This window comes from Geodermatophilus sp. SYSU D00766 (assembly GCF_054049915.1).
The window spans coordinates 118,173-143,177 of the sequence record NZ_JBJGYI010000001.1 but is presented as its reverse complement, the minus strand read 5'-3'; the positions used below and the strand labels follow the sequence as shown (position 1 = coordinate 143,177).

General features: G+C 77.5%; 21 protein-coding genes. 8 read left to right on the top strand and 13 right to left on the bottom strand.

Features of this window, described 5'->3' with window-relative positions; all coding sequences use genetic code 11:
• Positions 1 to 9: 9 nt before the first annotated feature.
• Positions 10 to 1,425, bottom strand: a complete 1,416-nt coding sequence (locus ACI8AD_RS00660) for a S8 family peptidase (protein WP_456868596.1) — start codon at positions 1,423 to 1,425, stop codon at positions 10 to 12.
• Positions 1,426 to 1,472: 47 nt separating this feature from the next.
• Here ACI8AD_RS00660 and ACI8AD_RS00655 point away from each other — a divergent pair, with 47 nt between their 5' ends.
• Together ACI8AD_RS00655 and ACI8AD_RS00650 are read left to right on the top strand one after the other, a co-directional pair.
• Entirely contained in the window at positions 1,473 to 4,097 is a 2,625-nt protein-coding gene (locus tag ACI8AD_RS00655) for a CHAT domain-containing protein (RefSeq protein WP_456868595.1), read from the top strand.
• Positions 4,098 to 4,262: 165 nt separating this feature from the next.
• Positions 4,263 to 4,712 (top strand): hypothetical protein, encoded by a 450-nt coding sequence (locus ACI8AD_RS00650; protein ID WP_456868594.1) that lies wholly within the window; start codon positions 4,263 to 4,265, stop codon positions 4,710 to 4,712.
• A gap of 12 nt (positions 4,713 to 4,724) precedes the next feature.
• Here the strand turns inward: ACI8AD_RS00650 and ACI8AD_RS00645 are convergent, their stop codons facing one another.
• The 3 genes from ACI8AD_RS00645 to ACI8AD_RS00635 all read right to left on the bottom strand — a co-directional run bounded on the left by ACI8AD_RS00645 (position 4,725) and on the right by ACI8AD_RS00635 (position 6,318).
• Positions 4,725 to 5,297, bottom strand: coding sequence for an RNA polymerase sigma factor (locus ACI8AD_RS00645; RefSeq protein WP_456868593.1), 573 nt, complete (start codon positions 5,295 to 5,297; stop codon positions 4,725 to 4,727).
• 80 nt (positions 5,298 to 5,377) lie between these two features.
• A complete protein-coding gene (locus ACI8AD_RS00640) occupies positions 5,378 to 5,992 on the bottom strand; it encodes a TetR/AcrR family transcriptional regulator (protein ID WP_456868592.1) in 615 nt (204 codons plus the stop codon).
• Positions 5,992 to 6,318 (bottom strand): DMT family transporter, encoded by a 327-nt coding sequence (locus ACI8AD_RS00635; RefSeq protein WP_089403656.1) that lies wholly within the window; start codon positions 6,316 to 6,318, stop codon positions 5,992 to 5,994. Before ACI8AD_RS00635 ends, ACI8AD_RS00640 begins: the two co-directional genes overlap by 1 nt.
• Positions 6,319 to 6,471: 153 nt before the next feature.
• Here ACI8AD_RS00635 and ACI8AD_RS00630 point away from each other — a divergent pair, with 153 nt between their 5' ends.
• The 4 genes from ACI8AD_RS00630 (at position 6,472) to ACI8AD_RS00615 (ending at position 11,517) form a co-directional block, all read left to right on the top strand.
• Positions 6,472 to 8,928 (top strand): phosphoketolase family protein, encoded by a 2,457-nt coding sequence (locus ACI8AD_RS00630; RefSeq protein ID WP_456868591.1) that lies wholly within the window; start codon positions 6,472 to 6,474, stop codon positions 8,926 to 8,928.
• Positions 8,929 to 9,040: 112 nt separating this feature from the next.
• A complete protein-coding gene (locus ACI8AD_RS00625) occupies positions 9,041 to 9,526 on the top strand; it encodes a hypothetical protein (RefSeq protein ID WP_456868590.1) in 486 nt (161 codons plus the stop codon).
• Between the two features lie 64 nt (positions 9,527 to 9,590).
• Positions 9,591 to 10,460, top strand: a complete 870-nt coding sequence (locus tag ACI8AD_RS00620) for a patatin-like phospholipase family protein (protein WP_456868589.1) — start codon at positions 9,591 to 9,593, stop codon at positions 10,458 to 10,460.
• Position 10,461: 1 nt separating this feature from the next.
• Positions 10,462 to 11,517: a lysophospholipid acyltransferase family protein gene (locus tag ACI8AD_RS00615; protein WP_456868588.1), complete on the top strand. Its 1,056-nt coding sequence runs from the start codon at positions 10,462 to 10,464 to the stop codon at positions 11,515 to 11,517.
• Here ACI8AD_RS00615 and ACI8AD_RS00610 read toward each other — a convergent pair.
• Together ACI8AD_RS00610 and ACI8AD_RS00605 are read right to left on the bottom strand one after the other, a co-directional pair.
• Positions 11,462 to 12,937 (bottom strand): BTAD domain-containing putative transcriptional regulator, encoded by a 1,476-nt coding sequence (locus ACI8AD_RS00610; RefSeq protein WP_456868587.1) that lies wholly within the window; start codon positions 12,935 to 12,937, stop codon positions 11,462 to 11,464. The genes ACI8AD_RS00615 and ACI8AD_RS00610 overlap by 56 nt on opposite strands.
• Before the next feature lie 187 nt (positions 12,938 to 13,124).
• A complete protein-coding gene (locus ACI8AD_RS00605; protein ID WP_456868586.1) occupies positions 13,125 to 13,880 on the bottom strand; it encodes a hypothetical protein in 756 nt (251 codons plus the stop codon).
• A 158-nt stretch (positions 13,881 to 14,038) separates the two neighbouring features.
• On the opposite strand from ACI8AD_RS00605, the gene ACI8AD_RS00600 reads away from it, so the two are divergent.
• Both ACI8AD_RS00600 and ACI8AD_RS00595 read left to right on the top strand, forming a co-directional pair.
• The gene (locus ACI8AD_RS00600) at positions 14,039 to 15,226 is read left to right on the top strand and encodes a cation:proton antiporter (protein ID WP_456868585.1); all 1,188 of its coding nucleotides are present in this window, start codon (positions 14,039 to 14,041) and stop codon (positions 15,224 to 15,226) included.
• A gap of 422 nt (positions 15,227 to 15,648) precedes the next feature.
• Complete coding sequence (locus tag ACI8AD_RS00595) at positions 15,649 to 17,301, top strand: polysaccharide deacetylase family protein (RefSeq protein ID WP_456868584.1); 1,653 nt, start codon at positions 15,649 to 15,651, stop codon at positions 17,299 to 17,301.
• A 52-nt stretch (positions 17,302 to 17,353) separates the two neighbouring features.
• On the opposite strand, the gene ACI8AD_RS00590 is transcribed toward ACI8AD_RS00595, so the two are convergent.
• The 7 genes from ACI8AD_RS00590 to ACI8AD_RS00560 all read right to left on the bottom strand — a co-directional run bounded on the left by ACI8AD_RS00590 (position 17,354) and on the right by ACI8AD_RS00560 (position 24,887).
• Positions 17,354 to 17,821, bottom strand: coding sequence for an Hsp20/alpha crystallin family protein (locus tag ACI8AD_RS00590; RefSeq protein WP_456868863.1), 468 nt, complete (start codon positions 17,819 to 17,821; stop codon positions 17,354 to 17,356).
• 45 nt (positions 17,822 to 17,866) lie between these two features.
• Entirely contained in the window at positions 17,867 to 18,913 is a 1,047-nt protein-coding gene (locus tag ACI8AD_RS00585; RefSeq protein ID WP_456868583.1) for a glycerate kinase, read from the bottom strand.
• A gap of 38 nt (positions 18,914 to 18,951) precedes the next feature.
• Complete coding sequence (locus ACI8AD_RS00580; protein ID WP_456868582.1) at positions 18,952 to 19,863, bottom strand: alpha/beta hydrolase; 912 nt, start codon at positions 19,861 to 19,863, stop codon at positions 18,952 to 18,954.
• A gap of 25 nt (positions 19,864 to 19,888) precedes the next feature.
• Positions 19,889 to 20,965, bottom strand: coding sequence for a transglycosylase domain-containing protein (locus ACI8AD_RS00575; protein WP_456868581.1), 1,077 nt, complete (start codon positions 20,963 to 20,965; stop codon positions 19,889 to 19,891).
• Positions 20,966 to 21,032: 67 nt separating this feature from the next.
• A complete protein-coding gene (locus ACI8AD_RS00570) occupies positions 21,033 to 21,218 on the bottom strand; it encodes a hypothetical protein (RefSeq protein WP_456868580.1) in 186 nt (61 codons plus the stop codon).
• Positions 21,215 to 22,519 (bottom strand): glycerophosphodiester phosphodiesterase, encoded by a 1,305-nt coding sequence (locus ACI8AD_RS00565; protein ID WP_456868579.1) that lies wholly within the window; start codon positions 22,517 to 22,519, stop codon positions 21,215 to 21,217. The genes ACI8AD_RS00570 and ACI8AD_RS00565 overlap by 4 nt, the downstream gene beginning before the upstream one ends.
• 154 nt (positions 22,520 to 22,673) lie before the next feature.
• Positions 22,674 to 24,887, bottom strand: a complete 2,214-nt coding sequence (locus tag ACI8AD_RS00560) for an MMPL family transporter (RefSeq protein ID WP_456868578.1) — start codon at positions 24,885 to 24,887, stop codon at positions 22,674 to 22,676.
• Between the last annotated feature and the right edge of the window lie 118 nt (positions 24,888 to 25,005).

The window sequence follows — 25,005 nt, the reverse complement described above, 5'->3', positions numbered from 1 at the left end:
CCGACGGGGTCACACGGGCAGGATCCGCAGGGGGACGCCGAAGCCGCCGAGCCGGCGGGTGCCGTTCTTCTGCTCGGAGTGGTCGCCCGCGTCGGTGAGCAGCGCGTCGAGCGCCTCCCGGGCCGTGGCGGCCCGCCCGTCGCGGACCATCCGGACCACCGCCCCCGCCACCTGGGGCGCGGCGAAGGAGGTCCCGCTCCAGGTGGCCCACGAGCTCGGTCCGAAGCTGTCGGGGTCGACCAGGTCCGAGGCCGGCGACTCCTCGCCGATCACGTAGGTGGAGACGACGCCCTGGCCCAGGGTCGAGCAGGTCACCCAGTCGCCCCGCGAGGACCACTCCGCCCCCACGACCTGCTGGTCGTCGTCGTCGTCCAGGCGGAGCGCGGCCACGGCCACCACGTGCCGCGCGAACTCCGGCACGCCGGCGAACGCCGCGGGCCAGCACGGGCGGCGGTCGTCCCCGTAGTTGCCCGCCGCGCAGACGACGAGCAGGTGGCGCCCCTGGTCCTCGGCGACGGCGATCGCCGTGCGCAGGGCGTGCTCCATCGCCAGCGGCGGCCGGTCGCCCGAGGTCTGGAAGCCGAGGGACAGGTTGACCACCTCCGCGCCGTCCTCGGCCGCGCGGACCAGCTCGCGTGCGACGTCCACCTCGTCCCCCTCGCCCTCGGTGTCGAGCGCGAGCCGCACGTCCAGCCGCGCACCGGGCGCGACCTGCTCGACGACGCCGGTGGTGAAGGTGCCGTGCCCGGCCGCGCGGTCGAGGAAGCGGTCGGCCGGGACGACGTCGAGCAGGTCCAGGTTGTCCGTCCGCGCCAGGCCGGCCAGCCAGCCGTCCTCGCGCTGCTCCGCGCTCACCCCGTTGTCGACGACCGCGACCACGGGGTCCCCGCCCTGGCCGGGCTCGGGCCGGAAGTCCCAGGACACGCCGGGACCCGGTCCCGAGGGCTCCGGCCCGCCCGCCGCCTTCCGGATCGCCCCCAGCAGGGAGACGTGGCTGGGCGCAGCCCGCGCGCCGGTCACGGCGCCGGCCACCGCCCCGGACGCGCGCAGGCTCCGCGCGCCGGCTCCGACGGACACCAGCACGCGCAGGTCGTCCAGCCCGGGGACCGCCACCACCTGCGGCGCGTAGTACCTCGACTGCAGCTCGGCGACGACCGCGGGGACGTCGTCCCGGCGCACGACGAGCCGGTTGGGGGTGACGGCGGTCCCGTCGCGCTCGACCCGGATCCGGGCCGGCCCGACGGCGCTGCGCCGCTCCCTCAGATCGGCCAGGGCGCGCAGGTGGTCCTCCTGCAGACCGCCGGCGGCGGCCATCTCGGCCAGCCACGTCGCGATCTGCGCGCGCACCGCCGCCCGCTGGGCGGGGATCTGGTCCGGGGAGCGCAGGTCGCCCGGTGCCTGGGGGAACTGGTAGGCGTCCGCCATCGTGGATCTCCTCCTCGCCGCGCCGGATCCGGAGCAGAATCGTCCCGGTGACCGGCGTCACACGGGAAGAGTCGACCGGCTCCCTCCTGATACGCGCGCAGCGGGCCTACGACGGCGTCGTGGGCGACCCGCGGCGCTTCGACCGGGCCGCCGTCGACGTCGTCGAGGCCGCCCGCCGGGCCGCCGATCCCGAGGCGCTGGTGGTCGGCCTGCGGGCGGTGGCCTGGGCGGCCCGGGCCCGGCGGGACAACCGGCGGGCGCTGCGGCTGCTCGACGAGGCGCTCCGGCTGGCGCGGCAGGCCGGGCTGACCTCCCGGGTCGCGGAGCTGCTGGTGACCCGGGCGGCGGTCGTCCTCGAGCTGGGACGGGTCGCGCTCGCGCTGCGCGACCTGGACCGGGCCGTGCCCGCCGGCGGGCGCCCCCCGCCCGAGGCGGACTTCATGCGCGCGGTGCTGCTGCACAACCTGGGGCGGCTCGAGCCCGCCGCGGCGTCCTACCGCCGGGTGGTCGCCGACCCCGCCGCGACCCTGGACAACCGGGGGAGCGCGGCCAACAACCTCGCCCTGGTCGCCGCCTCCCGGGGCCGGTTCGACGAGAGCCTGCGGCACCTCGACCGCGCCGAGCAGCTCGCCGCCGGCATCGGACCGTCGATGTACGCCTTCGTGGCGCACAACCGGGGGCTGGTGCTGGCCCAGAGCGGGCGCCTGGCCGAGGGGCTGGCCCAGCTCGACCGCGCGACGGAGCTGTTCACGCAGACCGGCGTGCCGCTGGGCGAGTACCACATGGAGTACGCCGACGTGCTCGCCGAGCTGCGGCTGCTGCCGGAGGCGCGGGAGCTGGCCGGGCGCGCCGCGGCCGACCTCGAGGCCCAGGGCGTGCTGCTCCTCGCCGCGGAGGCGCGGCTGACCGTGGCGCACACCGCGCTGCTGGCCGGGGACGCCGCGGCGGCGCGGACGGCGGCCGACGCGGCCGAGGGGCTGTTCCGCCGGCAGCGCCGGACGGCCTGGGCCGCCCGCGCGACGGTGCTCGCCGCCGAGGCCGCCCTCCTCGACGGCACCGGCGACCTGACGCTGCTGCGGCGCGCGGCACGGGCCGCGGGGTTCCTCGACCGGGCGGGCGTGCCGTCGGCCGCCGCGGCCGCCCACCTGGCCGCCGGCCGGCTGGCCGCGGAGCTGGGGCGCCCCCGGGTCGCCCGGCGCTGCCTCGGGGCCGCGCGCGACCGCAGCCGGCGCGGCCCTGTGCTGCTGCGCCTGCGCGGGCACCTCGCCGGCGCCTGCGCCGAGCGGCTGGCCGGCCGGGACGACGCGGTGCTGCGGCACTGCCGTGCCGGGCTCGCCGACCTCGCCCGGCACCGCGCCGCCCTCGGCTCCACCGAGCTGCGGGCGCTGGCCTCCGGCCACGGGGTCGAGCTCGGCCGCCTGGGACTGGAGACGCTGCTGTCGACCGGCTCCCCGCTGCGGGTGCTGGGGTGGATGGAGCAGACCCGCGCCGCCGCGCTGCTCGGCGTCGAGCCGCCGGCACCCGACGGGCTGCAGGACGAGCTCGCCGAGCTCCGCCTGGTGCACGCCGAGCTGGCGCAGGCGCTGCGCGACACCGGCGAGGAGCCGGCCGAGCTGCGCGCCCGGCAGGGCGCCGCGGAGGCCCGGCTGCGGCGGGCCACCTGGCAGCGGCCGGGCTCGGGCGCGGGCCGGGCACCGGTGTGCACGCCCGCCGAGCTGCGCCGGCACCTCGACGGGCGCGCCCTGGCGTCGTTCGCCACGGTCGGCGGGGAGCTCGTCGCCGTCGTCCTGCACGGCGGCGGCAGCCGGCTGGTCCGGCTCGGCCCGGCGCAGCCGGTGACCGCCGAGTGCGACAGCCTGCTGTTCGCGCTGCGCCGCCTGCTGCGCCCCGGCCGGGCGCCGGCGCTCGCGGCCGCGCGGGCCGCCGCCGAGCACGCGCTGGACCGGCTGGCGGACCTGCTGCTGTCCCCGCTGGGCCTGCCCGCGGACGTGCCGCTGGTGGTCGTGCCCGACGGGCGGACCCGCCGCGTGCCCTGGCCGGCCCTGCACGGCGCCCCGGTGTCCACCGCGCCGTCGGCGGCGCTGTGGGCCCGCACCGCGGCCGCCCCCCGCTCCGCCGGCCCGGTGGTGCTCGTGGCCGGGCCGCGGCTGCCCGGGGCGGTCGCCGAGGTCGAGGCCGTGCGCCGGTCCCACCCGGAGGCGACCGTCCTGACCGGCGCGGCGGCCACGGTCGCCGCGACGACCGGCGCGCTGGCCGGCGCCGGCCTGGCGCACCTGGCCTGCCACGGCCGGCTGCGGTCGGACAACCCGTCCTTCTCCGCCCTGGAGCTGGCCGACGGGCTGCTGACCGTGCACGAGCTCGACCGCCGCGGCATCGCCCCCCGGCGGGTCGTGCTCGCCGCCTGCGACTCGGCCGCCGACGTCCCCTACGCCGGCGACGAGCTGCTCGGCCTCGTCAGCGCGCTCCTGGCGCGGGGGACGACGGGGGTCCTGGCGAGCACGGTCGCCGTCGGGGACGCGGAGTCCGTCGGCCTCATGGACGCCGTGCACCGGGGGCTGGCCGCCGGCCTGACCGGTGCCGACGCGCTGCACGCCGCCCGCGCCGCGCTGGACCCGGCCGACCCGCGCTCGTTCGTGCACCGGTGCGCCTTCGGCGCCTACGGGGCGGGGTGAGCGGCCCGCCGGGGTATCAGGCGCGCGTCCCTGGCCTCTGACAGGGAGCGGCGGGTCCGGGACGGTCCCGGGCGGCCGGCGCCGCGTGCTGGCAGCCGGCCCGGTCGGGGGGCACCATGCCGGTGCGGGATGCCCGTGCGGGGGCGGACGGGGAGGGAGGCGGCGGTGTCGGTACCGGGGCCGGGCGACGACGAGCTGCTCGGCGAGCTGCGCGCCGCACTGCGCGCGGCCGGCAGTCCCACCCCGGCGATGACCGACGCCGCCCGCGCCGCCTTCTCGTGGCGGACCGTCGACGCCGAGCTCGCCGCCCTGACCAGCGACTCGCTCCTCGACCGGACGGCGGGCGTGCGCGGGGGGCCCGGCGGACCCCGGGACCTGGTGTTCGAGGCCGGCGACCGGTCGGTGGAGGTGGCCCGGGACGAGGACTGCCTGGTCGGGCAGCTGGTGCCGGCCGCTCCGGGGGAGGTGTCGCTGCTGGCCCCCGGCGGCGAGGTCGACCGCACCACCGCCGACGAGTGGGGCCGGTTCCGGTTCGACCGGCCGGTGTCGGGCCTGACCCGGCTGCGCTGCGCCACGCCGTCGGGCGTGCTGGTCACCGACTGGGTGCGCCTGTGAGGCCCCGCCGCCTCACACCTCCAGCAGCGCCTGCACCGCCCGGTGGGTCCGGATCCGCGCGATGGCCCGGGCCCGGGTCGGCCCGATGCTGCCGACCGGCATGTCGAGCCGGCGGCTGATCTCCTCGTAGGGCAGCGGCGGGTCCTCGATCAGCAGCAGCAGGAGGGTGCGCTGCCGCTCGGGCAGCTCGGCGAGGGCGGCGAGCAGGGCCTCGTGCCGTTCGCCCTGCAGCAGCCGGTGCTCGGGACCGGGGGTGTCGTCGTCCGGCCGCGCCCGGGAGTCGAGGTCCTCGGAGGGGACGACGCAGTGGCCGCCGCGGAGGTGGTGGCACTCGTGGCGGGTCGTGGTGGCGATCCAGCCGGGCAGCGCCCGCGGTTCCCGGATGGCGCCGAGGTGCTCGACCAGGCGCAGCCACACCGTCTGGGCGACGTCCTGGGCCTCGGCGTCCTGCAGCCGGTGCCGCCGCACGATCGACAGGACCAGCGGCAGGAAGCGCTCGACGAGGCGGTCCCAGGCGACGGCGTCGTCGCCCAGCGCCCGGGCGACCAGCGTGGCGACGGCGTCCTCGTCGGCATCGGGCTCCACGGACCGTCCCCCTCGCTCCCGGACGCCACGGCTCCTCCAGCCTAGTGACGCCGGTGCCCCGCCGAGGACCCGTGAGGCGTTCAGCCGAGGGCCCGGGCCACCGCCTCCTCGGGGGGCCGGCGCCCCCCCCCCCCCCCCCCCCCCCCCCCCCCCACCACCCCCCCCCCCCCCCCCGACCCGTCGCCCTCGACGAGCGCGGAGACCACCGACCCGTCGACCAGCGCGACCAGCGTCGCCACGTCGGTGGCCGGCCGGCCGCAGCGCTCGAGCAGCTCGGCGAGCGCGGCGTCGATCGCCGCCCGCGCCTCCCGGAGCAGCGGGCGCAGCCGCGGGTGCCGGCCGCAGGCGAGGAACCGCTCGTAGAGCGCCAGCAGCTCGGCGTCGTCGCGGTCGGCGCCGAGCAGCACGGCGACGACGTGCCGCGCGGTGGCCGCCGCCGACCGGGGCCGGCGGGGGAGGGCCTCGACCAGCGACCGGGCCTGGCGGCGCTCGTCGTCGACCAGGTGCCCGACCGCGGCCGCGCGCAGGTCGTCGATCGAGGCGAAGTAGTAGGTCGTCGCCGCGAGCGGGATGCCGGACGCGGCGACGACGGCGCGGTGGGTGAGCGCGTCGGGGCCCTCGGCGGCCACCAGCCGCGCCGCCGCCTGCACGATCGCGGTGCGCCGCGCCTCGCCCTTGGCCGTCAGCCGGCTCATCAGTGCGCCGCCGACGGCGCCAGGTTGAGCGCCACCACCCCGCCGAGGATCAGCAGGATCGCCACGATCCGCAGCGTGGTGACCGGGTCGCCGAAGGCCAGCATCCCGACCACCGCGGTGCCGCCGGCCCCGATGCCGGTCCACACCGCGTACGCGGTGCCCACCGGCAGCGTGCGCAGCGCGGCCGACAGCAGCGCGAAGCTGGCCGCGGCGCAGACGACGAACGACACCGACCACCACAGGCGGGTGAAGGTCTCCGACTGCTTGAGCGACACGGCGAACGCCGTCTCGAAGACGCCGGCGACGACCAGCAGGACCCAGGCCACGGGGGACTCCTCAGAACGGTACGGACGTACCACAAATACGGTACACGAGTACCGGTGTCGCGGGGAGGGGGGATCGGGACGGTCGCGTCCGGTCGCCGCATCCACCAGGGTGGGGACCGTCAGCCGCGACCAGGGCCCGAGAGGACGACGCCGGTGACCGACACGAGCACCCGCGAGCACACCGCCCCACCGCAGACCGCCGGCTCGCCCGGGCCGCTGTCGCCCGAGGAGCTCGACCGCATCCACGCGTGGTGGCGGGCGGCCAACTACCTGTCGGTCGGCCAGATCTACCTCATGGACAACCCGCTGCTGCGCGAGCCGCTGCGCCCGGAGCACGTGAAGCCGCGGCTGCTGGGCCACTGGGGGACCACCCCGGGCCTGAACTTCGTCTACGCCCACCTCAACCGCGCGATCAGCGCCCGGGACCTCGACTGCGTGTACGTGATGGGCCCGGGGCACGGCGGGCCCGGCCCGGTCGCCGCCGCGTGGCTGGAGGGCACCTACAGCGAGGTCTACCCCGACGTGTCGCAGGACGGGCCGGGGATGAAGCGGCTGTTCACCCAGTTCAGCTTCCCCGGCGGCATCCCCAGCCACGTCGCCCCCGAGACGCCCGGCTCCATCCACGAGGGCGGCGAGCTCGGCTACGCCCTCGTGCACGCCTACGGCGCCGCCTTCGACAACCCCGACCTGGTCGTCGCGGCCGTCGTCGGCGACGGCGAGGCCGAGACCGGTCCGCTGGCCGCCAGCTGGCACAGCACCAAGTTCGTCGACCCCGCCCGCGACGGCGCCGTCCTGCCGATCCTGCACCTCAACGGCTACAAGATCGCCAACCCGACGGTGCTCGCCCGCATCGAGCCCGGGGAGCTCACCGACCTGCTGCGCGGCTACGGGCACACCCCGTACGTCGTCGAGGGCGACGACCCGGTGGTGATGCACCAGCAGTTCGCCGCCGTGCTCGACCGCTGCCTCGACGAGATCGCCGAGATCCAGCGGCGCGCCCGGGAGGACGGCGTCACCGACCGGCCGCGCTGGCCGATGATCGTGCTGCGCTCGCCGAAGGGCTGGACCGGGCCGGCCGAGGTCGACGGTCACCGCGTCGAGGGCTCGTGGCGCTCCCACCAGGTGCCCTTCGCCAACGCGCGGGAGGACGACGCCCACCGGCAGGTGCTCGAGCAGTGGCTGCGCAGCTACCGCCCCGAGGAGCTCTTCGACGACGACGGCGCCCCGGTGCCCGCCGTCCGCGACCTGCACCCGCAGGGCCCGCGGCGGATGAGCGCCAACCCGCACAGCAACGGCGGCCTGCTGCTGCGGCCGCTGCGGCTGCCCGACTTCGGCGACTACGCCGTCCCGGTGGCCGAGCCCGGCACCGGCGCGGTGGAGGCCACCCGGGTGCTCGGGGAGTTCCTGCGCGACGTGGTGCGCCGCAACCCCGAGACCTTCCGCCTCTTCGCCCCCGACGAGAACAACTCCAACCGGCTCGGTGCCGTCCTGGAGGCCACCGACCGCACCTGGGTGGCGCGGCGCGAGCCCGACGACGACCACCTGTCCCCGGACGGCCGGGTCATGGAGGTGCTCTCCGAGCACCTGTGCCAGGGCTGGCTGGAGGGCTACCTGCTCACCGGCCGGCACGGCCTGTTCTCCTGCTACGAGGCGTTCATCCACGTCGTCGACTCGATGTTCAACCAGCACGCCAAGTGGCTGAAGACCACCAACGGCATCCCGTGGCGGCGGCCGATCGCCTCGCTGAACTACCTGCTGACCTCGCACGTGTGGCGCCAGGACCACAACGGCTTCTCCCACCAGGACCCCGGGTTCATCGACCACGTCGTCAACAAGAAGGCCGACGTCATCCGGGTCTACCTGCCGCCGGACGCCAACACGCTGCTGTCGGTGGCCGACCACTGCCTGCGCACCCACCAGTACGTCAACGTCATCGTCGCCGGCAAGCAGCCGGCGCTGCAGTACCTCGACCTCGACCGGGCGGTCGAGCACTGCACCAAGGGCATCGGCATCTGGGAGTGGGCCAGCACCGACGCCGGCACCGACCCCGACGTCGTCCTGGCCTGCGCCGGCGACGTGCCGACCATGGAGGCCCTGGCGGCCGCGGAGATCCTGCGCGAGGCCTTCCCCGACCTGCGCGTCCGGTTCGTCAACGTCGTCGACCTCATGCGGCTGCAGGACGACCGGGAGCACCCGCACGGCCTGTCCGACACCGACTTCGACTCCTTCTTCACCACCGACAAGCCGGTCGTGTTCGCCTACCACGGCTATCCGTGGCTGATCCACCGGCTGACCTACCGGCGGGCCAACCACGACAACCTGCACGTGCGCGGCTACGTGGAGGAGGGCACGACGACGACGCCGTTCGACATGTGCGTCATCAACGGCATCGACCGCTACTCCCTCGCGATCGCGGTCATCGACCGGGTGCCTCGGCTCCGCGCGCGCGGCGCGCACCTGCGCGACCGGCTGCACGGCCGGCTCATCGAGCACCGCCGGTACGTCCGCGCGAACGGCGAGGACCTGCCGGAGATCCGCGGCTGGCAGTGGGGCTCCGGCGGGGGACCGGTCGTGGTGGGCAGCGGTCCGCTGCACGAGCCGGAGGACTGAGCACCCGCCCCCACGCCGGGCCCCCCGCCGGGGGACGTTGGACCCTCCCGCCGGCCGTGCCCGCCCGCTGCACTGGGGCGCGCGGGCACGCCGTCGGGAGAGGGAGGCGGACATGGCGGGGACACCGACCGGGACGGGTGGGAGCGGCCGGCTGTGGACCGGGGCGCTGGCCGGGTACGTGGCCAGCCGCAGCATGGACGCCGCCACGACCTGGTTCCACGCGCGGCAGAGCGAGGCCTCGCGCAAGCGCGAGCAGGAGATCGCGCCCGGCGGGATGCTCGTGCAGCTGGGCCGGCAGCTCGGCCGGGTCCGCGGCCGCGACCTCGACGACGCCGCGGCCGCCCGGGTCGGGCTGGCCACGCACCGCACGTTCGGCGTCACCTACGGGGTGCTCGCCGCGGCCCTGGTGCGCCGGGGCGTGCCCCCGATGGTGGCCGGCCCGCTGGTCGGGGCCGGCGCCTTCCTCGTCGTCGACGAGGGCACCTCGCTGTCGACGATGACGGCCTACCCGCTGGTCAGCCACGTCCGCGGCGTCGTCGGGCACGCGACGCACGGGCTCGTGACCGGCCTGCTGCTGCGGCTCACCGGGCGCCCCTGAGCGCCTCCGGGGACGGCCGGCGGGCGCGGCTGCCGCCCCCGGGGGCGGGTGGCACGATGCGGGCATGGCGCCGCTCCCCGACCCGGCCGGCGGGGGCGGGACGGCGTTCGTCCTGGGCGGCGGCGGGGTGCTCGGCGCGGCCGAGGTGGGCATGCTGCAGGCGCTGCTCGAGCGCGGGGTCCGCCCCGACCTGGTGGTCGGCACGTCGGTGGGCGCCATCAACGGCGCCGTCGTGGCCGCCGACCCCACGCCGGGCGCGGTCGACCGGCTGCGCGGCGTGTGGGAGGAGCTGGCCTCCCGGCGGGTCCTCACCGGCTCGGTGCTGGCCCGGGTGGGCACCCTGGTGCGCACCCGCACCCACCTGCACCCCCGGGAGCCGCTGCGCGAGCTGCTCGAGGAGCACCTGCCGGTGCGGACCTTCGCCGGGCTGCGCGTGCCGTTCCAGTGCGTGGCGGCCAGCATCGAGCGGGCCGCCGAGCACTGGTTCAGCGACGGCGACCTCGTCGACGCGGTGCTCGCCTCCTGCGCCGTCCCCGGGCTGCTGCCGGCCGTGGAGGTCGGCGGCGAGCACTACCTCGACGGCGGGCTGGTGCACAGCATCCCCGTCGGCCGGGCCGTGGCCCTCGGCGCGGACACCGTCTACGTGCTCCACGTCGGGCGGATCGACCGGCCGCTGCGCCCGCCGCAACGGCCCTGGGAGGTCGCCACGGTCGCCTTCGAGATCGCCCGCCGGCACCGGTTCGCGGCGGACCTGTCCACCCTCCCGCCCGGCGTCACGGTCCACGTGCTGCCCGCCGGGGACCCCGACCCGCCGGGAGCGGCCAACCTGCGCTACCGCGACTTCTCCGGCGTGACCGCCCGCATCGAGCAGGCCCACGCCGCGGCCGCCGAGGCCCTCGACCGGGTCGCGGCCGACCGGGACGGGGGGACCTGAGGTGCTGCCGTCCCGCCGCGTGCGCCGGGTGACCGGCCCGCTGCTCCTCGGCGTGCTGGTCGCCGGCGTCCTGCTGCTGCCGGTGCTGGTGGTCCTGGCACTGCTCGTGTCCGTCTTCCTCCCCGGCCGGCTGCGCGCGCTGCGGCTGCTGTGCTTCGGGCTGGTGTACCTCACGCTGGAGGTGGCCGGCCTCGCGGCCGCCGCCGTGCTGTGGGTCGCCAGCGGCTTCGGCCGGCGGCTGTCCGGGCCGGCCTCCCGCGCGGCCCACTACACGGTGCTGCGGCTGCTGCTCGACGCGCTCATGCGGACCGCCCAGCGGCTGTTCTCCCTCCGCCTGGTCACCGACGGGGAGTCCTGGTCGCCGCTGGACGACGGGGTGCCCGGCTCGACCAACGCCATGGTGGTGCTGTCCCGGCACGCCGGCCCGGGGGACTCGTTCCTGCTGGTGCACACGCTGATGAACCGCGACCACCTGCGCCAGCCGCGGATCGTGCTCAAGGACGTGCTGCAGCTGGACCCGCTGATCGACGTCTACCTCAACCGGCTGCCCAACTCCTTCGTCTCCGCCCGGTCGGCGGCGGGTCCCGGCCCGGAGGAGGCGATCGCCGACCTCGCCCGCGACCTCGGCGAGGAGGACGCGTTGCTGATCTTCCCCGAGGGCGCCAACTTCACCCCGCAGCGCAAGGTGCGGGCCCTGCAGCGGCTGCGCGAGCGCGGGCTGCTCGCCGCGCTGACGCGCGCCGAGCGGATGCGCCACCTGCTGCCCCCGCGGCCCGGCGGCGTGGTCGCGGCGCTGCAGGCCGCGCCGCACGCCGACGTCGTGCTGGTGGCGCACACCGGGCTCGAGCACCTGAGCACGGTCGGGGACGTCTGGCGGGGCCTGCCGATGGACAAGACCCTCCACCTGCGCTGGTGGTTCATCCCGGCCGCGGAGGTGCCGCGCGAGGAGGCGGAGCTGACCGACTGGCTCTACCGCTGGTGGGAGACGATCGACGACTGGATCACCACCACCTCGGCCGCGACCCGGCGGGAGGAGGCCGCGCGCCGGGACGGGTGAGGTCCCGCCCGCCCCGCCGGCCCGTCGTCCGGTGCGCGTCCCGCCGCGGCGGGAGGGGCACCGCGCGGGGGGCGGCGCCGTCGTCCGGACCCGGCACCCTCCCGAGCCCGGGCCCGCGGGCCCCGGCCGGCCGGTCCCCTCCCGCGCCGCCGGCGTCCTCCGGGACGGAGGCGGGCGGTGCGGCGCCCTGCCCGGTGCCGCCGTCGTCGCGCGGCTCCGGCGGGTCCACCGCGGCGGTCTCGAGCGCGCCGTCACCGGGGACGTCGCCACCGGGGACGTCCCCGTCGGGTGGCTCCACCACGCCCGGGGAGTCGGCGTCGCGTCCCGGCCGTCCCGCACGGAGGCCGCGGTCCAGGGCCCGCGGCAGCGGCCGGCCGGAGGTCTCTCCGGCGGCGCGGTGGCGGGGTGCCCGCTGCGCCGGGCGGCGGTGCCGCTGCGGGTCTGCGGCCGGGGAGCCCTGCGGCGGGAGGGGTGGTCGCCCGAGGAGGTGCCCGCGCCGGGCCGGCGGGGCACCGGCGCCCTGCCGGGGGGTGCGTCCGCGGTCCCGGTCGTCGGCGGCCGGTCCCGGCTCGGCCGGTGCGCCCGGCGGACCGGGGGACGGCGGCGGTGCGGGCGGGCCGGAGCCGGTGCGGTCGGCCAGCGTCGCGTCCTCGGTGAGGATCCGGCGCTGCAGCTCGCGCAGGTCGGGACCGGGCTCGAGGCCGAGCTCGCGGAGGAACACCGCCCGGGCCTGCCGGTAGCTGCGCAGCGCCTCCTCGGGGCGCCCCAGGCGGTGCTGGGCCAGCATGCGCAGGGCCCACAGCCGCTCCCGCAGCGGCGTCTCGGCCAGGGGCGGCCCGAGCTCCAGCAGTGCCTGTCCCGGCGCCCCGGTGGTGAGGAGGGCCTCGGCCAGCACCTCCCGCACCTGGTCGCGCAGCTCGACGAGGCGGGCGACGTCGGCGGCGACCCACGGCGCGTCGGCCACGGTGGGGTAGGGGCGCCCGCGCCACAGCGCCAGCGCCTCCTCGGCGGCCCGGCGGGCCTCCTCCGCGCGGCCGGCGGACAGCAGCACCCGCGCCTCGTCGGCCAGGCGGCGGAAGCGCCGCGAGTCGACGGTCCCCGGGTCGACCACCAGCCGGTAGCCGCCGGGCTCGCGCACCAGCACCTCCGACGGCGCCCCCGGGGCCCGGTCGGGCTCGAGGGCCTTGCGCAGCCGCCAGACGTGCGAGTCCAGCGTCGACGACGACCGGGCCGGGGACCGCGCGCCCCACATCGCCTCGCTCAGGGCGTCGACGGTGACGTGCCCGCCGGCGTGGACCAGCAGCAGCGACAGCGCCGCGGTGAGCCGCGCGCCGCCCAGCGGGACCGGTTCCCCCGCCCGCCGGACCTCCAGCGGCCCGAGGTCCCGGAACTCCAGCAGCTCGGACGCGGCTTCCCCCACGAACGGCCTCCTCGCGTGCGTCCCCCGTGCCCGCGACCCCACGGTGACCCGGACCGGCGGCAACTGCGCCACCGGAGCGTCCGACCACCGTGAGTGACGACCCTGTCGGGACACTGCGTACCGCATCCGCGCCCGCCCCGGAAGGGGTTACGAGACACCAGAGGCCTGAACGTGTCCTGCCCGGTGCTCACCCGCCGGCGGCGGGGCGGACGGCCGGGCGCGCCGGCGTGGCCTCCGGGACCGCGGCGAACAGGTCGACCAGCGCGTCCCAGCGGGTGCGCCGGCCCGGCGGGAAGCGGCGCAGCGAGCGCTCGGCGGCCGCGCAGCCGGGCGGGTAGCGGCGCCGGGCCCACGGCGACGCCGGCCGGGCGAGGCGGAGCGCGCCGACGAGCGCGACGAGGGGCACGAACACGCCGACCACGCCCAGGAGGACGCGCCCCTTGAGGATCGCGACCAGGGCGAAGAGCAGGTTGACCGCCAGCGTCAGGGCGAGCACCGCCTCGCTGTCGTCCTCGTCGGCGTCGAAGGGGTTGGCGCCGACCAGCAGCAGGACGCCGACCACCAGGGCGATGAGCACCGCGTCGACCGAGCTGCGGCCCTCGCGCGACCAGTACACGTCCTCCAGGTGCAGCCACAGCGCGAACTCGTCGAGGGTCAGCGCCGCGCCGGCGCCGAAGAGCAGGGCGAGCACGACACCGCCGGCGCCGCCGGGCCGGTAGGTGAACTCGACGGTGCCGGTGCCCAGCAGCAGGAAGATCCCGTACACCTCGTGGTGGACGTGCACCCCGCCGACGCTGGCGTCCCGGAACGGCCCGCGTCCCTCCCGGATGGCGCGCGTGACGAAGCGGGTGACCAGGAAGGTCACCAGGAAGCCGAGGACCAGCCAGGCCACCAGCTCCCGCCGTCCGTCGACCACCGGCATCAGCTCGGGTTCGAGGCCCACGGCACCTCCCGCCCCCGGCGCGCCCGCCCCTGTGCGCGACCGTCCCGGCGATCGTGCCCCGGACCCCGCCCCCGTGGGAGCCCCGCGCGCCCGGTGTGCTTCCGCCCGGGCGGGCCGGAGGGGCATCCTCGCGGGATCTCCGGAGACGGGAGAGCCCGGTGGACGACGTGGTGGTGATCGACACCCTGGCCGCGGTGACCGCGGTGTCCCTCGTCGCCGCCGTCGTCGTGGGGCTGGTCCCGCGGCTGCCGGTGCCCCAGGTGGTGCTGCTGCTGGCCGGCGGCATGCTGATCGGGCCGCACGTCCTCGACGTCGGGACCGCGCAGGACGTCCGGGTCCTCTCCGACGTCGGGCTCGGCTTCGTCTTCCTGCTGGCCGGTTACGAGCTGGACCCGCGGCTGTTCCGCGAGGACGCCGGCCGGCGGGCCCTGGTCGCGTGGGGGGTGTCCGCCGCGCTGGCGCTGGGCGTGGTGGGCCTGCTGACCGCCGGGGGCGTGGTGCGCGCCTTCCTGCCGGTGGCGCTGGGCCTGACCACCACGGCGCTGGGCACGCTGCTGCCGATCCTGCGCGAGAAGGGCCTGCTGCACGGGCGGCTGGGGCGCTACCTGCTGGCCACCGGCGGGGTCGGGGAGCTGCTGCCCGTGCTCGCCATCGCCGTGTTCCTGGGCACCCAGGGCCGCCTCGCCGCGCTGGTCTCCCTCGCCGCGGTGGCGGTGCTGGCCGTCGTGCTGGCGGTCCTGCGCCGCGCCGTCCACGACGGCAGCCGGCTCGCCCGGGTGATCGACGCCGGCCAGGACGAGACCAGCCAGATCACCCTGCGCGGCACGGTGCTGCTGCTGGTCGCCCTCATCGCGGTCACCGACCAGTTCCACCTCGACGCGGTGCTCGGCGCCTTCCTGGCCGGCATGGTGCTGCGGCGGTGGGTGGGCACGGCCGCGCCGCAGCTGGAGGCCAAGCTCGACGCCGTCGGCTACGGCTTCTTCGTCCCGGTCTTCTTCGTGGCCTCGGGCATGGCGCTGGACCTGCCCTCGATCGCGGACGCGCCGCTGCGGCTGCTGCTGTTCTTCGCGCTGATGCTGGCCGTGCGGGGCGGCCCGGCGCTGCTCGTCTACCGCGGCGTGCTGGTCCTGCGGGAGCGGACCCAGACCGCCCTGGTGAGCGCGACGGCGCTGCCGGTGCTCGTGGCGCTCACCGAGATCGGCCTGCGCAGCGGCACCATGCTGCCCGAGAACGCCGCCGCGCTGGTCGGCGCCGGCGTGCTCACCGTGCTGCTGTTCCCCGCGCTGGTGGTCGCGCTCGACCGTCCGCGCGAGCGAGCGCCGGCGGCGTCGGTGGGCCACCCGTAGGGCGGGGCACCGCTCGCCGGCAGGGCGCGCAGCCCGGCCGGCCCGTGGCGCGCTGCCCGCAGTCGCGCCCTGCGATCCCGCTCGCGTCCGCGTGTCGGCTCCCGGGCAGCCGGCCGGACGACCCTCCCGGCCTGCGATCCGACCGGGACCGACCGGTTCCCCGCCACCCCCTGGCGCCGGCTCGCGGGGAGGTGCCCGCGGCGCCGTTGGAGCGGGATTGGAGCGGCTGCCGGGACCGTGACGCCCGTCGGCCTCCCGGGACACGGACGTCCGCACGACGTGTGAAGGAGCTCCTCCTTGCCCCACCCCGCGGCGGTTCCCGTGACGTCCCCCGACCGACCCGCACCGACGACCTCCGCCCGCCGCGGCCCGGCCGGCCCACCGGGCGGGGTCCGGCCCGCCGCCCGGGGTGCGTCGCCGTGGTGAGCCCGGGGAGGGCGGCCCCGCTCGTCGTCGCGGTGCTCCTGCTCGGCGCCTGCGCGGGCGACGGGTCGGACGGGGTGCTCAGCGTCGGTGCCGAGGCCGTGGGCGCCCGGGCCGTGAGCGCGGTCGCCGGGGACGGCACCGGCGCCGCCGGTGACACCGGCGGTGGGTCCGGCACCGGCAGCGACACCGGGGGTGACGCCGGTCCCGGCACCGCTGACGGCACCGGCGACGGCACCGCCGCAGCCGCCGCCGGCGACGCCACCGCGCCGGCCGCCCCCACCGGCGTGACCCCGCCCGCGGCGGTCGTCGAGCCCCCGCCGGCGCTCGACCCGGCCGCGGCGGGACTGGCCGTGACCGAGGAGGACAGCAAGACCCCGGAGGACCACCGGCAGGTCACCACCGTGGCGGTGCCCGGCCTCCCGGACCTCGAGCAGGCGCTCGGCGACCTCGTCGACGAGGACGTGCAGCGCTACGAGGAGGAACTGGCCCCCGGCTCGTGGAACGAGCTGACGGTCGACGTGGTGCCCGTGCTCGCCGCCGGCGACGTGCTCGGGGCCTCGGTCGGCGTGCGCACCCGGATCGGCGGGCTGCCCGCCGAGACCACCACGACCGGCGTCTACACCGACGTGACCTCCGGGGCCGTCTGGACCTCGCCCGACCTCGTCGCCGACCCCGACCTCGCCTTCGCCTGGTTCACCGACGCCGTCCGCCGGGCGGGACTGGGGCACGAGCTGCTCGGCAGCGCGGTCGCCCTGGCCGACCTGCGCTTCGCGGCGGACGGGTCGGTGACCGCCGTGGTGGGCCTGGGCGACGGGCGGGCGGAGCCCTTCGGCGACGTCGCGGTCCGGTTCGCCCCGGAGGTCGTCGAGGGCGTGCTCACCGACGCCGGCCGCGCCGTGCGGCAGGCGGCCGTGGCGGCCGCCCCCTTCACCGGTGTCCCGGCGCCGCCGGAGCCGCCGGCGCCCGAGCCCCCGGAGCCGCCGACGCCCGAGCCCCCGGCGCCCGCGCCGCCCGCGCCCGCGCCGCCACCGCCGCCCGGCCAGGAGGTCGACTGCGCCGTCCTCGCGTGCGTCGCGCTCACCTTCGACGACGGGCCGGGGCCCTACACCGGGCAGCTGCTGGACGAGCTGCGGGCGGCCGACGTCCGCGCCACCTTCTTCGTCGTCGGGCAGGCCGCCGCCGCCGAGCCCGACCTCGTCCGGCAGGCGGTCGCCGACGGCCACGCCGTCGGCAACCACAGCTGGTCGCACCCGCGGCTGCCCGACGTCGGGGCCGCCGCGGTCGGCGACCAGCTCGACCGCACCACCGCGGTGCTGGCCGACCTCGGCATCACCACCGACCTCATGCGCCCGCCCTACGGGGCCACCGACGCCACGGTCGCCGCGGAGACGGCGCAGCGCGGTTACGCGCAGATCACGTGGGACGTCGACACGCAGGACTGGCTCAACCGCGACGTCGCCACCACCACCCAGCGGGTCCTGGACGGGGTGCACCCCGGCGCGATCGTGCTGATGCACGACATCCACCCGAGCACGGTCGCGGCGGTGCCCGGCATCGTCGACGCGCTGCGGGCGGCGGGCTACACGCTGGTCACGGTGCCGCAGCTGCTCGGGCCGGTGCGGCCCGGGCAGGTGTACCTGCACGGGTGACCCGCCGGGACGGAGGTGGCGCCCGCCGCCGTCCGTCCCGGCGCCGCCCGGCTCAGCCCTGCCGCTCCTGGCCGGCGGGCCCGTCGTCCCCGGTGACGGGCAGCTGCTGCTGCGCGCCGCCGTGCTGCACCTCGATGCGGCGCGGCTGGGCGCGCTCGGACACCGGGATGACCAGGTGCAGCACGCCGTCGGTGTAGGTGGCCGTCACCCGGGCGGTGTCCAGCGCGTCGCCGACCTGCAGCTGGCGGGTGAACCGGCCCTGCGGCCGCTCGGCGAGCAGCACGTTGCCGCTCTCGCCGTACTCCGAGCGGCGCTCGGCGCGGATGGTGAGCGTGTTCCGCTCGGTGGTGATCTCCACGCCGGCGGGGTCGACGCCGGGCAGGTCCAGCGCGACGTGGTAGCCGTCGTCGGCCTGCCAGACGTCCATCGGCATGCCCATCGGCGTCTTCGTGCCGCTCATCAGCTGGCTGGTCAGCCGGTCCACGCCCCGGAAGGGGTCACCGAAGGGGTCGAAGCGCATCACGCTCACCGCGTCCTCCTCGAGGTGCTCGCTCGCTGGGAGGGATCAGGGACGCCGATCCCGTTTCCCCGCGGCCGGGCCGTCATGCACGGCACGGTCGGTGACTGGGCCCACGAGGTCGCGCCCGGCGGTGCGCAGGCAGGCCGACGTGGCGCCCAGCGCCCGGTCCCGCCCGAAGGTGGCGACGAGGTCGACCACCCGGCCGTCGGGCGGGTCGACGAGCGCCTGCCCCACCACCGCGGCCCAGGGCACGCCGGCGGCCCGCGCCAGCGCGGCGACGCCCCCGACGACCTTGCCCTCGAAGGACTGCACGTCGAGCATCCCCTCGCCGGTGACCACGAGGTCGGCTGCCCGCACCCGCTCCCGCAGCCCGACGACGTCGGCCACCAGGTCGAACCCGGGGACCAGCGACGCCCCGAGCGCCGCCAGCCCGCCGGCGAGGCCCCCCGCGGCGCCCGAGCCGGGCAGCGCCCGGACGTCGACGCCGTAGCGCTCCCGGTGGTCGAGCGCGACGTCGGCCAGGCGCGCGGTGAGCCGCCGCACCAGCTCCGGCGTCGCGCCCTTCTGCGGGCCGAACACCCGGGCCGCGTCGAGGAACGTCGTCCCGACGTCGCAGGCGACCTGCACCGTCCACCCGCGGCTGCCGTCGAGCGGCGCGATCTCCCGCAGCACCTCGACGGCCCCGGCGCCGCCGTCGGTGCACGCCGACCCGCCGACCCCGACGACCACCCGCCGCGCTCCCCGGCGCACCGCCTCGGCGACGAGCTCGCCGGTGCCGCGGCTGGTGGCGGCCCAGGGGTCGTTCGCCTCCCGGCCACCGGCGAGCAGCAGCCCCGAGGCGCGGGCGGTCTCGACCACGGCCCGCCCGTCGGAGAGCCGCCACGCCGCGTCCACCGGCGCACCGAGGGGCCCGGTGACGCGGGTCGTGTGCGTCGCGCCGCCCAGCGCCTCCAGCGTGCCCTCCCCGCCGTCCGCCAAGGGCACGGCGATCGCCGTGTGGCCGGCGTCCGCCACCCCCTCGGCCAGAGCCGCGGCCGCCGCGACGGCGGTGGCCGTGCCGCGGAACTTGTCGGGTGCGATCAGGATGCGCACGGGCGTCTCCGTGACGTCGGCGGGCTGCCCAGCAGCGGTCAGCGGGCGTGCAACGCGGCGGCGAGGGCGGCGGTGCGCGCCTGCAGGAAGTCGCGGGACACGCCGGCCCGCGGCTCGGTCTCGTCGAAGAGGTGGTAGGCCCCGGGGACCACGTGCAGCGTGCACGGCACACCGGCGTCGCGGAGGCGGGCGGCGTGGGCGACGTCCTCGTCGTGGAAGAGGTCGCAGGTGCCGACCCCGATCCAGGCCGGGGGCAGGCCGGAGAGGTCCGCGGCGCGCGCCGGTGCCGCCAGCGCGGGGACGTCGCCGCTGTCCCAGGCGGGGCCGAGGTGGCTGCGCCAGGCGAAGCGGTTGCTCGCCTGGTTCCAGATCCGCACGCAGCGCTCGTCGACGTCGGTCCGCCGCGCGGTCCGGTCGTCGAGCATCGGGTAGGAGAGCAGCTGCAGCACGGGGCGGACCCCGCCGCGGTCGCGGGTGAGCAGCGCCAGCGCGGCCGCCAGACCGCCACCGGCGCTGGCGCCCCCGACCGCGATCCGCTCCGGGTCGACGGCCGACTGCCCGGCCAGCCACCGCAGCGCCGCCTCGCAGTCGTGCAGCGGCGTGGGGAAGGGGTGCTCGGGCGCGAGCCGGTACTCCACGGAGGCGACGGTGATCCCGAGCCGGTCGGCGAACCGGCGGCAGGCGCGGTCGTCCTGGCGGGCGGTGCCGATGACCGTCCCGCCGCTGTGCAGCCACAGCAGCGCCGGCGTGCGCGCCCCGGCCGACGCCGGCCGGAACAGCCGCACCGACACACCCGGCGCGACCGGCACCGGCTCCGCGCCCCACTGTCGCCGGGAGGCGGCGACGCCCCGGGTGAGCAGCCGGACCGGGCGCAGGGTGCGCGGGCCGACCACCGTGCGCGGCACGAACCGTGCGGCCCGCAGGTCGGGGTGGAACGACGGCGTCGTCATCCGGGGGTGCCCTCCGTGGTGGTCGTCAGGCGGTGCCCTGCTCGGCGATCAGGTCCGCGACCTCCTCGGGCACCTCCGAGCAGTCGTCGTCGCCGGGCGGCTGGTCCGCCGCGAGGCCGGTGATCCCGGCGTCCTCGACCGGCTGGAACCCCTTCTGCTCGATGTGCCGCGGCACCCGGTTCTGCGCGTTGAGCACGTGCGAGCGCGACAGCCAGCCCAGGCCGTCGGCCACGTCGAAGTCCAGTCCGCCGCCGGGCGCCCGCTGGACGTGCCCGGGGGAGGGCAGCAGCCCGACGATCTGCACGGCCTGGTCGACGGTCAGCGTCGACGGCGGGGTGTCGAAGTAGTACCAGCTGGCCGCGCAGATGCCGTACACCCGCGGGCCGAACTGGGCGGAGTTGACGTAGAGCTCGAGCATCCGCCGGTCGTCGAGCACCAGCGCCAGCTCGGCGGACAGGCCGGCCTCGACCGCCTTGCGCCAGACGCTCATCGACTGGTTGAGGAAGAGGTTCTTGGCCACCTGCTGCGGGATGGTCGAGCCCGACGGGTCCTCCTCGCCGCGCAGCCGGGCCTCGGCGCGGCCGGAGAGCTCGTCCCAGGTGAAGGCGCCGTCGCGGTAGGGCAGCGCCTGGTCCTCGTGGGCGATGACGGCAGCGAGGAAGTTCCGCGACACGTGCTCCACCGGCACCGACTGCTGGATCGCGCCCTGCTCGTTGGCCAGCATGAACGCCGTCGTCGGCGGGTCGACCCAGCGCAGCGACACCAGGACGAGCAGGTGCAGCACGAAGGCGACGACCAGCCCGCGGACCACCCGGCGTCGGACCCGCCGGCGCCCCAGCCGCCGGGCGTCGTCCTGCGGCGGGAGCTCCTCCGGGCGCCGCCGGACACCCGCCCGCTCCGCCGGCGGTGCGCTGCCGGGGGCGGGCGGCGGCCACGGCCGCGACCCGGGCGGCGGTGCGGCCCACGGGTCCGCCGACGCCGGCGGGGGGCCGTACGGCGGGAAGCGCTCGTCGTCGGCCGGCCGGCGCCGGGGCACCCGGTCGGTCCACCGCTGCGCGGGCGGGACGTCGGCGGGCGGGCGGCGGCGGGACGGAAAGGGCATGCGGTGCTGTCCTCCCGGGGCCGACGGACCGGATCCCCAGGGTACGAGAGGAACCCCGGCGCGCCGGTCAGGCGGTGCGGTCGGCGGCGGCGGCCACGACGGCCTCCTCGCGGCTGGCGAAGGGGCCCGCGGTCCGGCCGTCGGCGCGGCAGGTCCACCGGTAGCCGTCGGCGACCTCCTCGACGAGGTAGCCCTCCGGGTCGGCGGGGCCGTGACCGGGCAGCCGGTCGGGGAGGGCGAAGGGGTCGGTCACGTCAGCTCCAGTCCGGTGAAGCGGACCCCGGCGGACACGCTGCCGAGGTGGACGACGGGCACGGGGCGGACACCGCCGTCGGCGACGGTCACCGCGGCGGTCCCCGCGCGGACGGCGACCCCGGAGCCGGTGACGGTGACCTGCAGCGGCACGTACGAGCCGACCGGCAGCGGCGCACCGCCCGGCGAGGACGCCACCGGGACGGCGACGCCGTCGGAGACGCACGAGACGGCGACCGTGCCGTCGGCCCGCAGCAGGACCAGCAGGCCGTCGACGCCGGGGGAGGTCCCGGGCGGGGGCAGGTACGGGCGGTCGTCGGCGCTGAGCAGGACGACCGCGCCGCAGCCGCGCGGGTCCCCGCGGGCCTCGTCGAGGCGGACGCGCAGCCGCAGGGTGAACGCGTCCGGGTCCGGCGGCGCGAGGAAGCCCAGCAGCGCCGAGGCGGCGGCGTCTGTGGCGGCGTCTGTGGCGGCGTCGGTGGCGGCGAACCCCCACGAGTGGTCGTCGGGGAAGAAGCGGCCGCGGTCGGTGTCGGCCTGCATGCCGGGCAGCCACACCTGCCGGGCGAACAGGTCGGTGGTGCGGCGCGCGGCGTCCCCGGCGAGGTACACGGGGTCGTCGGAGAACACCGCGTCGACGCCGTCGGCGATCAGGGCGTCGCGCTGGTACCGGCGGTTGACGGTGTGGCAGGCCACCTCGACGCCGGCGGCGTGCGCCCGGGCGCACAGCGCCGCGGTCACCTGCCCGGCCTGCGGGCCCAGCCAGCCGATGCCCTCGGCGGCGGCGCGGGCGACGTCGGTGCTGCCGAGCCAGACCACCTCCCACCCCCGCGAGCGGGCGAGCCGGCAGTCGGCGAGGGAGAAGGACTGCAGCAGCACCGACCCCCGGCGGATGCCGCGCCGCTCGAGCGCGGCGATCACCGGTGCCATCGCGCCGGTGCCCTTGGCCTCCGCGCACAGCAGGACCCGGTCGCCGAACTTGGTGAGCACCTCGTCGAACAGCGGGGGACGCAGCCCGTCGGGCCAGCCGCCGCCGAGGGTGGCCGAGGCGTCGATGTCGAGCTGCTTCCAGGACACCGACGTGTGGTCGGCGACGTTGCCGCTGGCGGTGGTCATGCGGTCCACGGTGCCGTCGTGCATGACGCCGAGGCCGCCGTCGGCGAGGACGTGCACGTCCTGCTCGATGACCGGCAGGCCCTGGCCGACCGCCACCCGGTAGCCCTCCAGGGTGTGCTCGGGCACCTGCAGCGCCCCGCCGCGGTGGGCGATGACGAACGGCCGGCGCAGGTCGGCGAAGTCCACGCGGAACCCTACGGCGGGGCGACCGCGGCCGACGCCGCCCGCGCCGCCGCACTGGCCGCCTGAAGCCGGGCGACACCCACGGTCGTGGACGACACCTACCCGTTCGAGCAGCCCTTCGGCGTCGACGGCGGCCGGGCGGCCGCGGCGTTCGCCCTCACCCCGACCCCGTACCCGGTGGGCGTGCGCCGGACGCCGGCGGCGCTCCGCTGACGGGGTCGCCGCCGTCGGGGACCGGCCGCGGCGCCGGCACCGGGGACCCCGCCGCGGCCGTCGTCGGCACCGGGGCGCCGGGTGGCGGCTCGGCCTCGTCCAGGCGGCGGGCCAGCCGGCTGGGCCACCACATGTGCCGCCCGACGTCGAGGGTCAGGGCGGTGACCAGCACCGACCGGACGACGATGGTGTCGAGCAGCACGCCGAGCGCCACGGCGATGCCCAGCTGGGTCAGGAAGGTCAGCGGCAGGGTGCCGAGGACGGCGAAGGTCGCGGCGAGCACCAGCCCCGCCGAGGTGATGACGCCGCCGGTGGCCGCCAGCCCGACCAGCGCGGCCCGCCGGGTGCCGTGGTCGGCGGCCTCCTCCCGCACCCGGGTCATCAGGAAGATGTTGTAGTCGATGCCGAGGGCCACGAGGAACACGAAGACGAACAGCGGGAACGAGCTGTCGGTGTCGGTGATGCCGAGCGTCCAGTCGAAGACCAGGGCGCTGAGGCCCAGCGCGGCGCCGAAGGACAGCACGACCGTGGCGACCAGGAGCACCGGTGCCACCAGCGCCCGCAGCAGCAGCCCGAGGACGACCAGCACCACGAGCATGATCAGCGGGATGACGACGCGGTTGTCCCGCTGCGAGGCGTTCTGGACGTCGAGGTTGAGCGCGGTGTTCCCGCCGACCAGCGCCTGGCCGTCCCCGACGTCGTCGAGCTCGGCGCGCAGCCGGTCCACGGTCGCGTAGGCCGCCGGGCTGTCGAACGGGTCGGTCAGCGACGCGGTGACCAGCGCGGAGTCCCCGCTCACCCGGGGCGGGTCGACCGCGGCGATGCCCTCGGTCTCCGCGACGGCGCGGGCGACCTCGTCGGCGGAGTCCGCACCGGTGACGACGGTGACGGGGTTGCCCGCCACGGCCGGGTAGTGCTCGGCGGCGACCTGGTCGCCCTGGATCGACTCCGGCGTCCCCCGGAAGCTCTCGGCCTGGGTCAGGCCGCTGGGGTCCAGGCGGAAGACGGCCAGGCAGGCGAGCAGCAGCAGCACGGTGGTGACCACCCAGGTGGCGCGGGGCCGGGGCGCGATGAGCCGGCCCACGCGGGCCCACAGCCCGGTCGCGCTGGGCTCGGCGCTGCCGAAGGCCGGCCGCACCGGCCAGAACACCCACCGCCCGCAGATGACCAGCAGCGCCGGGAGCAGCGTCATGAGCACCACGAGGGTCACCGCGACGCCGATCGCGGCGACCGGGCCGAGGCCCGCGGTGGAGTTCATCTGCGCCGCGACCAGGCACAGCATCCCGAGCACCACCGTGCCGCCGCTGGCCAGCACCGCCGGGCCGGCCCGGTGCACGGCCTCGGTCATGGCCTCGTGCCGGTCGGCGTGCAGCCGCAGCTCCTCGCGGTAGCGGGCGACGAGCAGCAGCGCGTAGTCGGTGCCGGCGCCCACGACCAGGACGGTGAGGATGCTGGCGCTCTGGGCGTTGACCGTCAGGTCGGCGTAGCGGGCCAGCAGGTAGACCACCGCCTGCGCGCAGAACAGTGCGATGACGGCGGAGAAGATCGGCAGGATCCACAGCACCGGGCTGCGGTAGGTGAACAGCAGGATCACGATCACGACGCCGAGGGCGGCGAAGAGCAGCGTGCCGTCGATGCCGGCGAACGCCTCGGAGGAGTCGGCCGCGCTGCCGGCCGGGCCGGTCACGTAGGCGGTCAGCCCGTCGGGGCCGTCGCCCGCCTCGGCGCGGATGTCGTCGACCAGCGGCGCGATCGCCTCCCAGCCGTCCGCGCCCACGTTCAGCGGCACGATGAGCTGCAGCGCCTGCCCGTCCTCGGACGGGATCGGCCCGATCACCGCGCCGTCGAGCTCCTCGAGCGCCCCGAACGCCTGCGCGTCCTGCGCGACGGCGGCGGCGTCGTCGGCCGTGATGCCATCGGTGCGCTCGTAGACGACGACGGCGGGGATGACGTCGGGGTCGGATCCCAGCTCGGCCTGCAGCCGCAGCACCTGGGTGGACTCGGCGTCCTCCGGCAGCCACGCCGCGATGTCGTTCTCCTGCTCGTCGGTGAGCTGGCCGGCCAGCGGGGCCGAGGCGGCGGCCAGCACCAGCCAGAGGACGAGCACCACCCACTTCAGGCGGGGATGGCTGACACGGGAAGCGAACGACCTGCCCATGGCGGTCTCCTCGGAGGAGCGCCGGGTCCCCGTGTCCCGGACGGCGACGGTGCGGCCGGGACGCTAGCGACGGGCCGGGCGGGCCGTCACCGGCTTTTCCCGCCGAGGGCGGGATCGG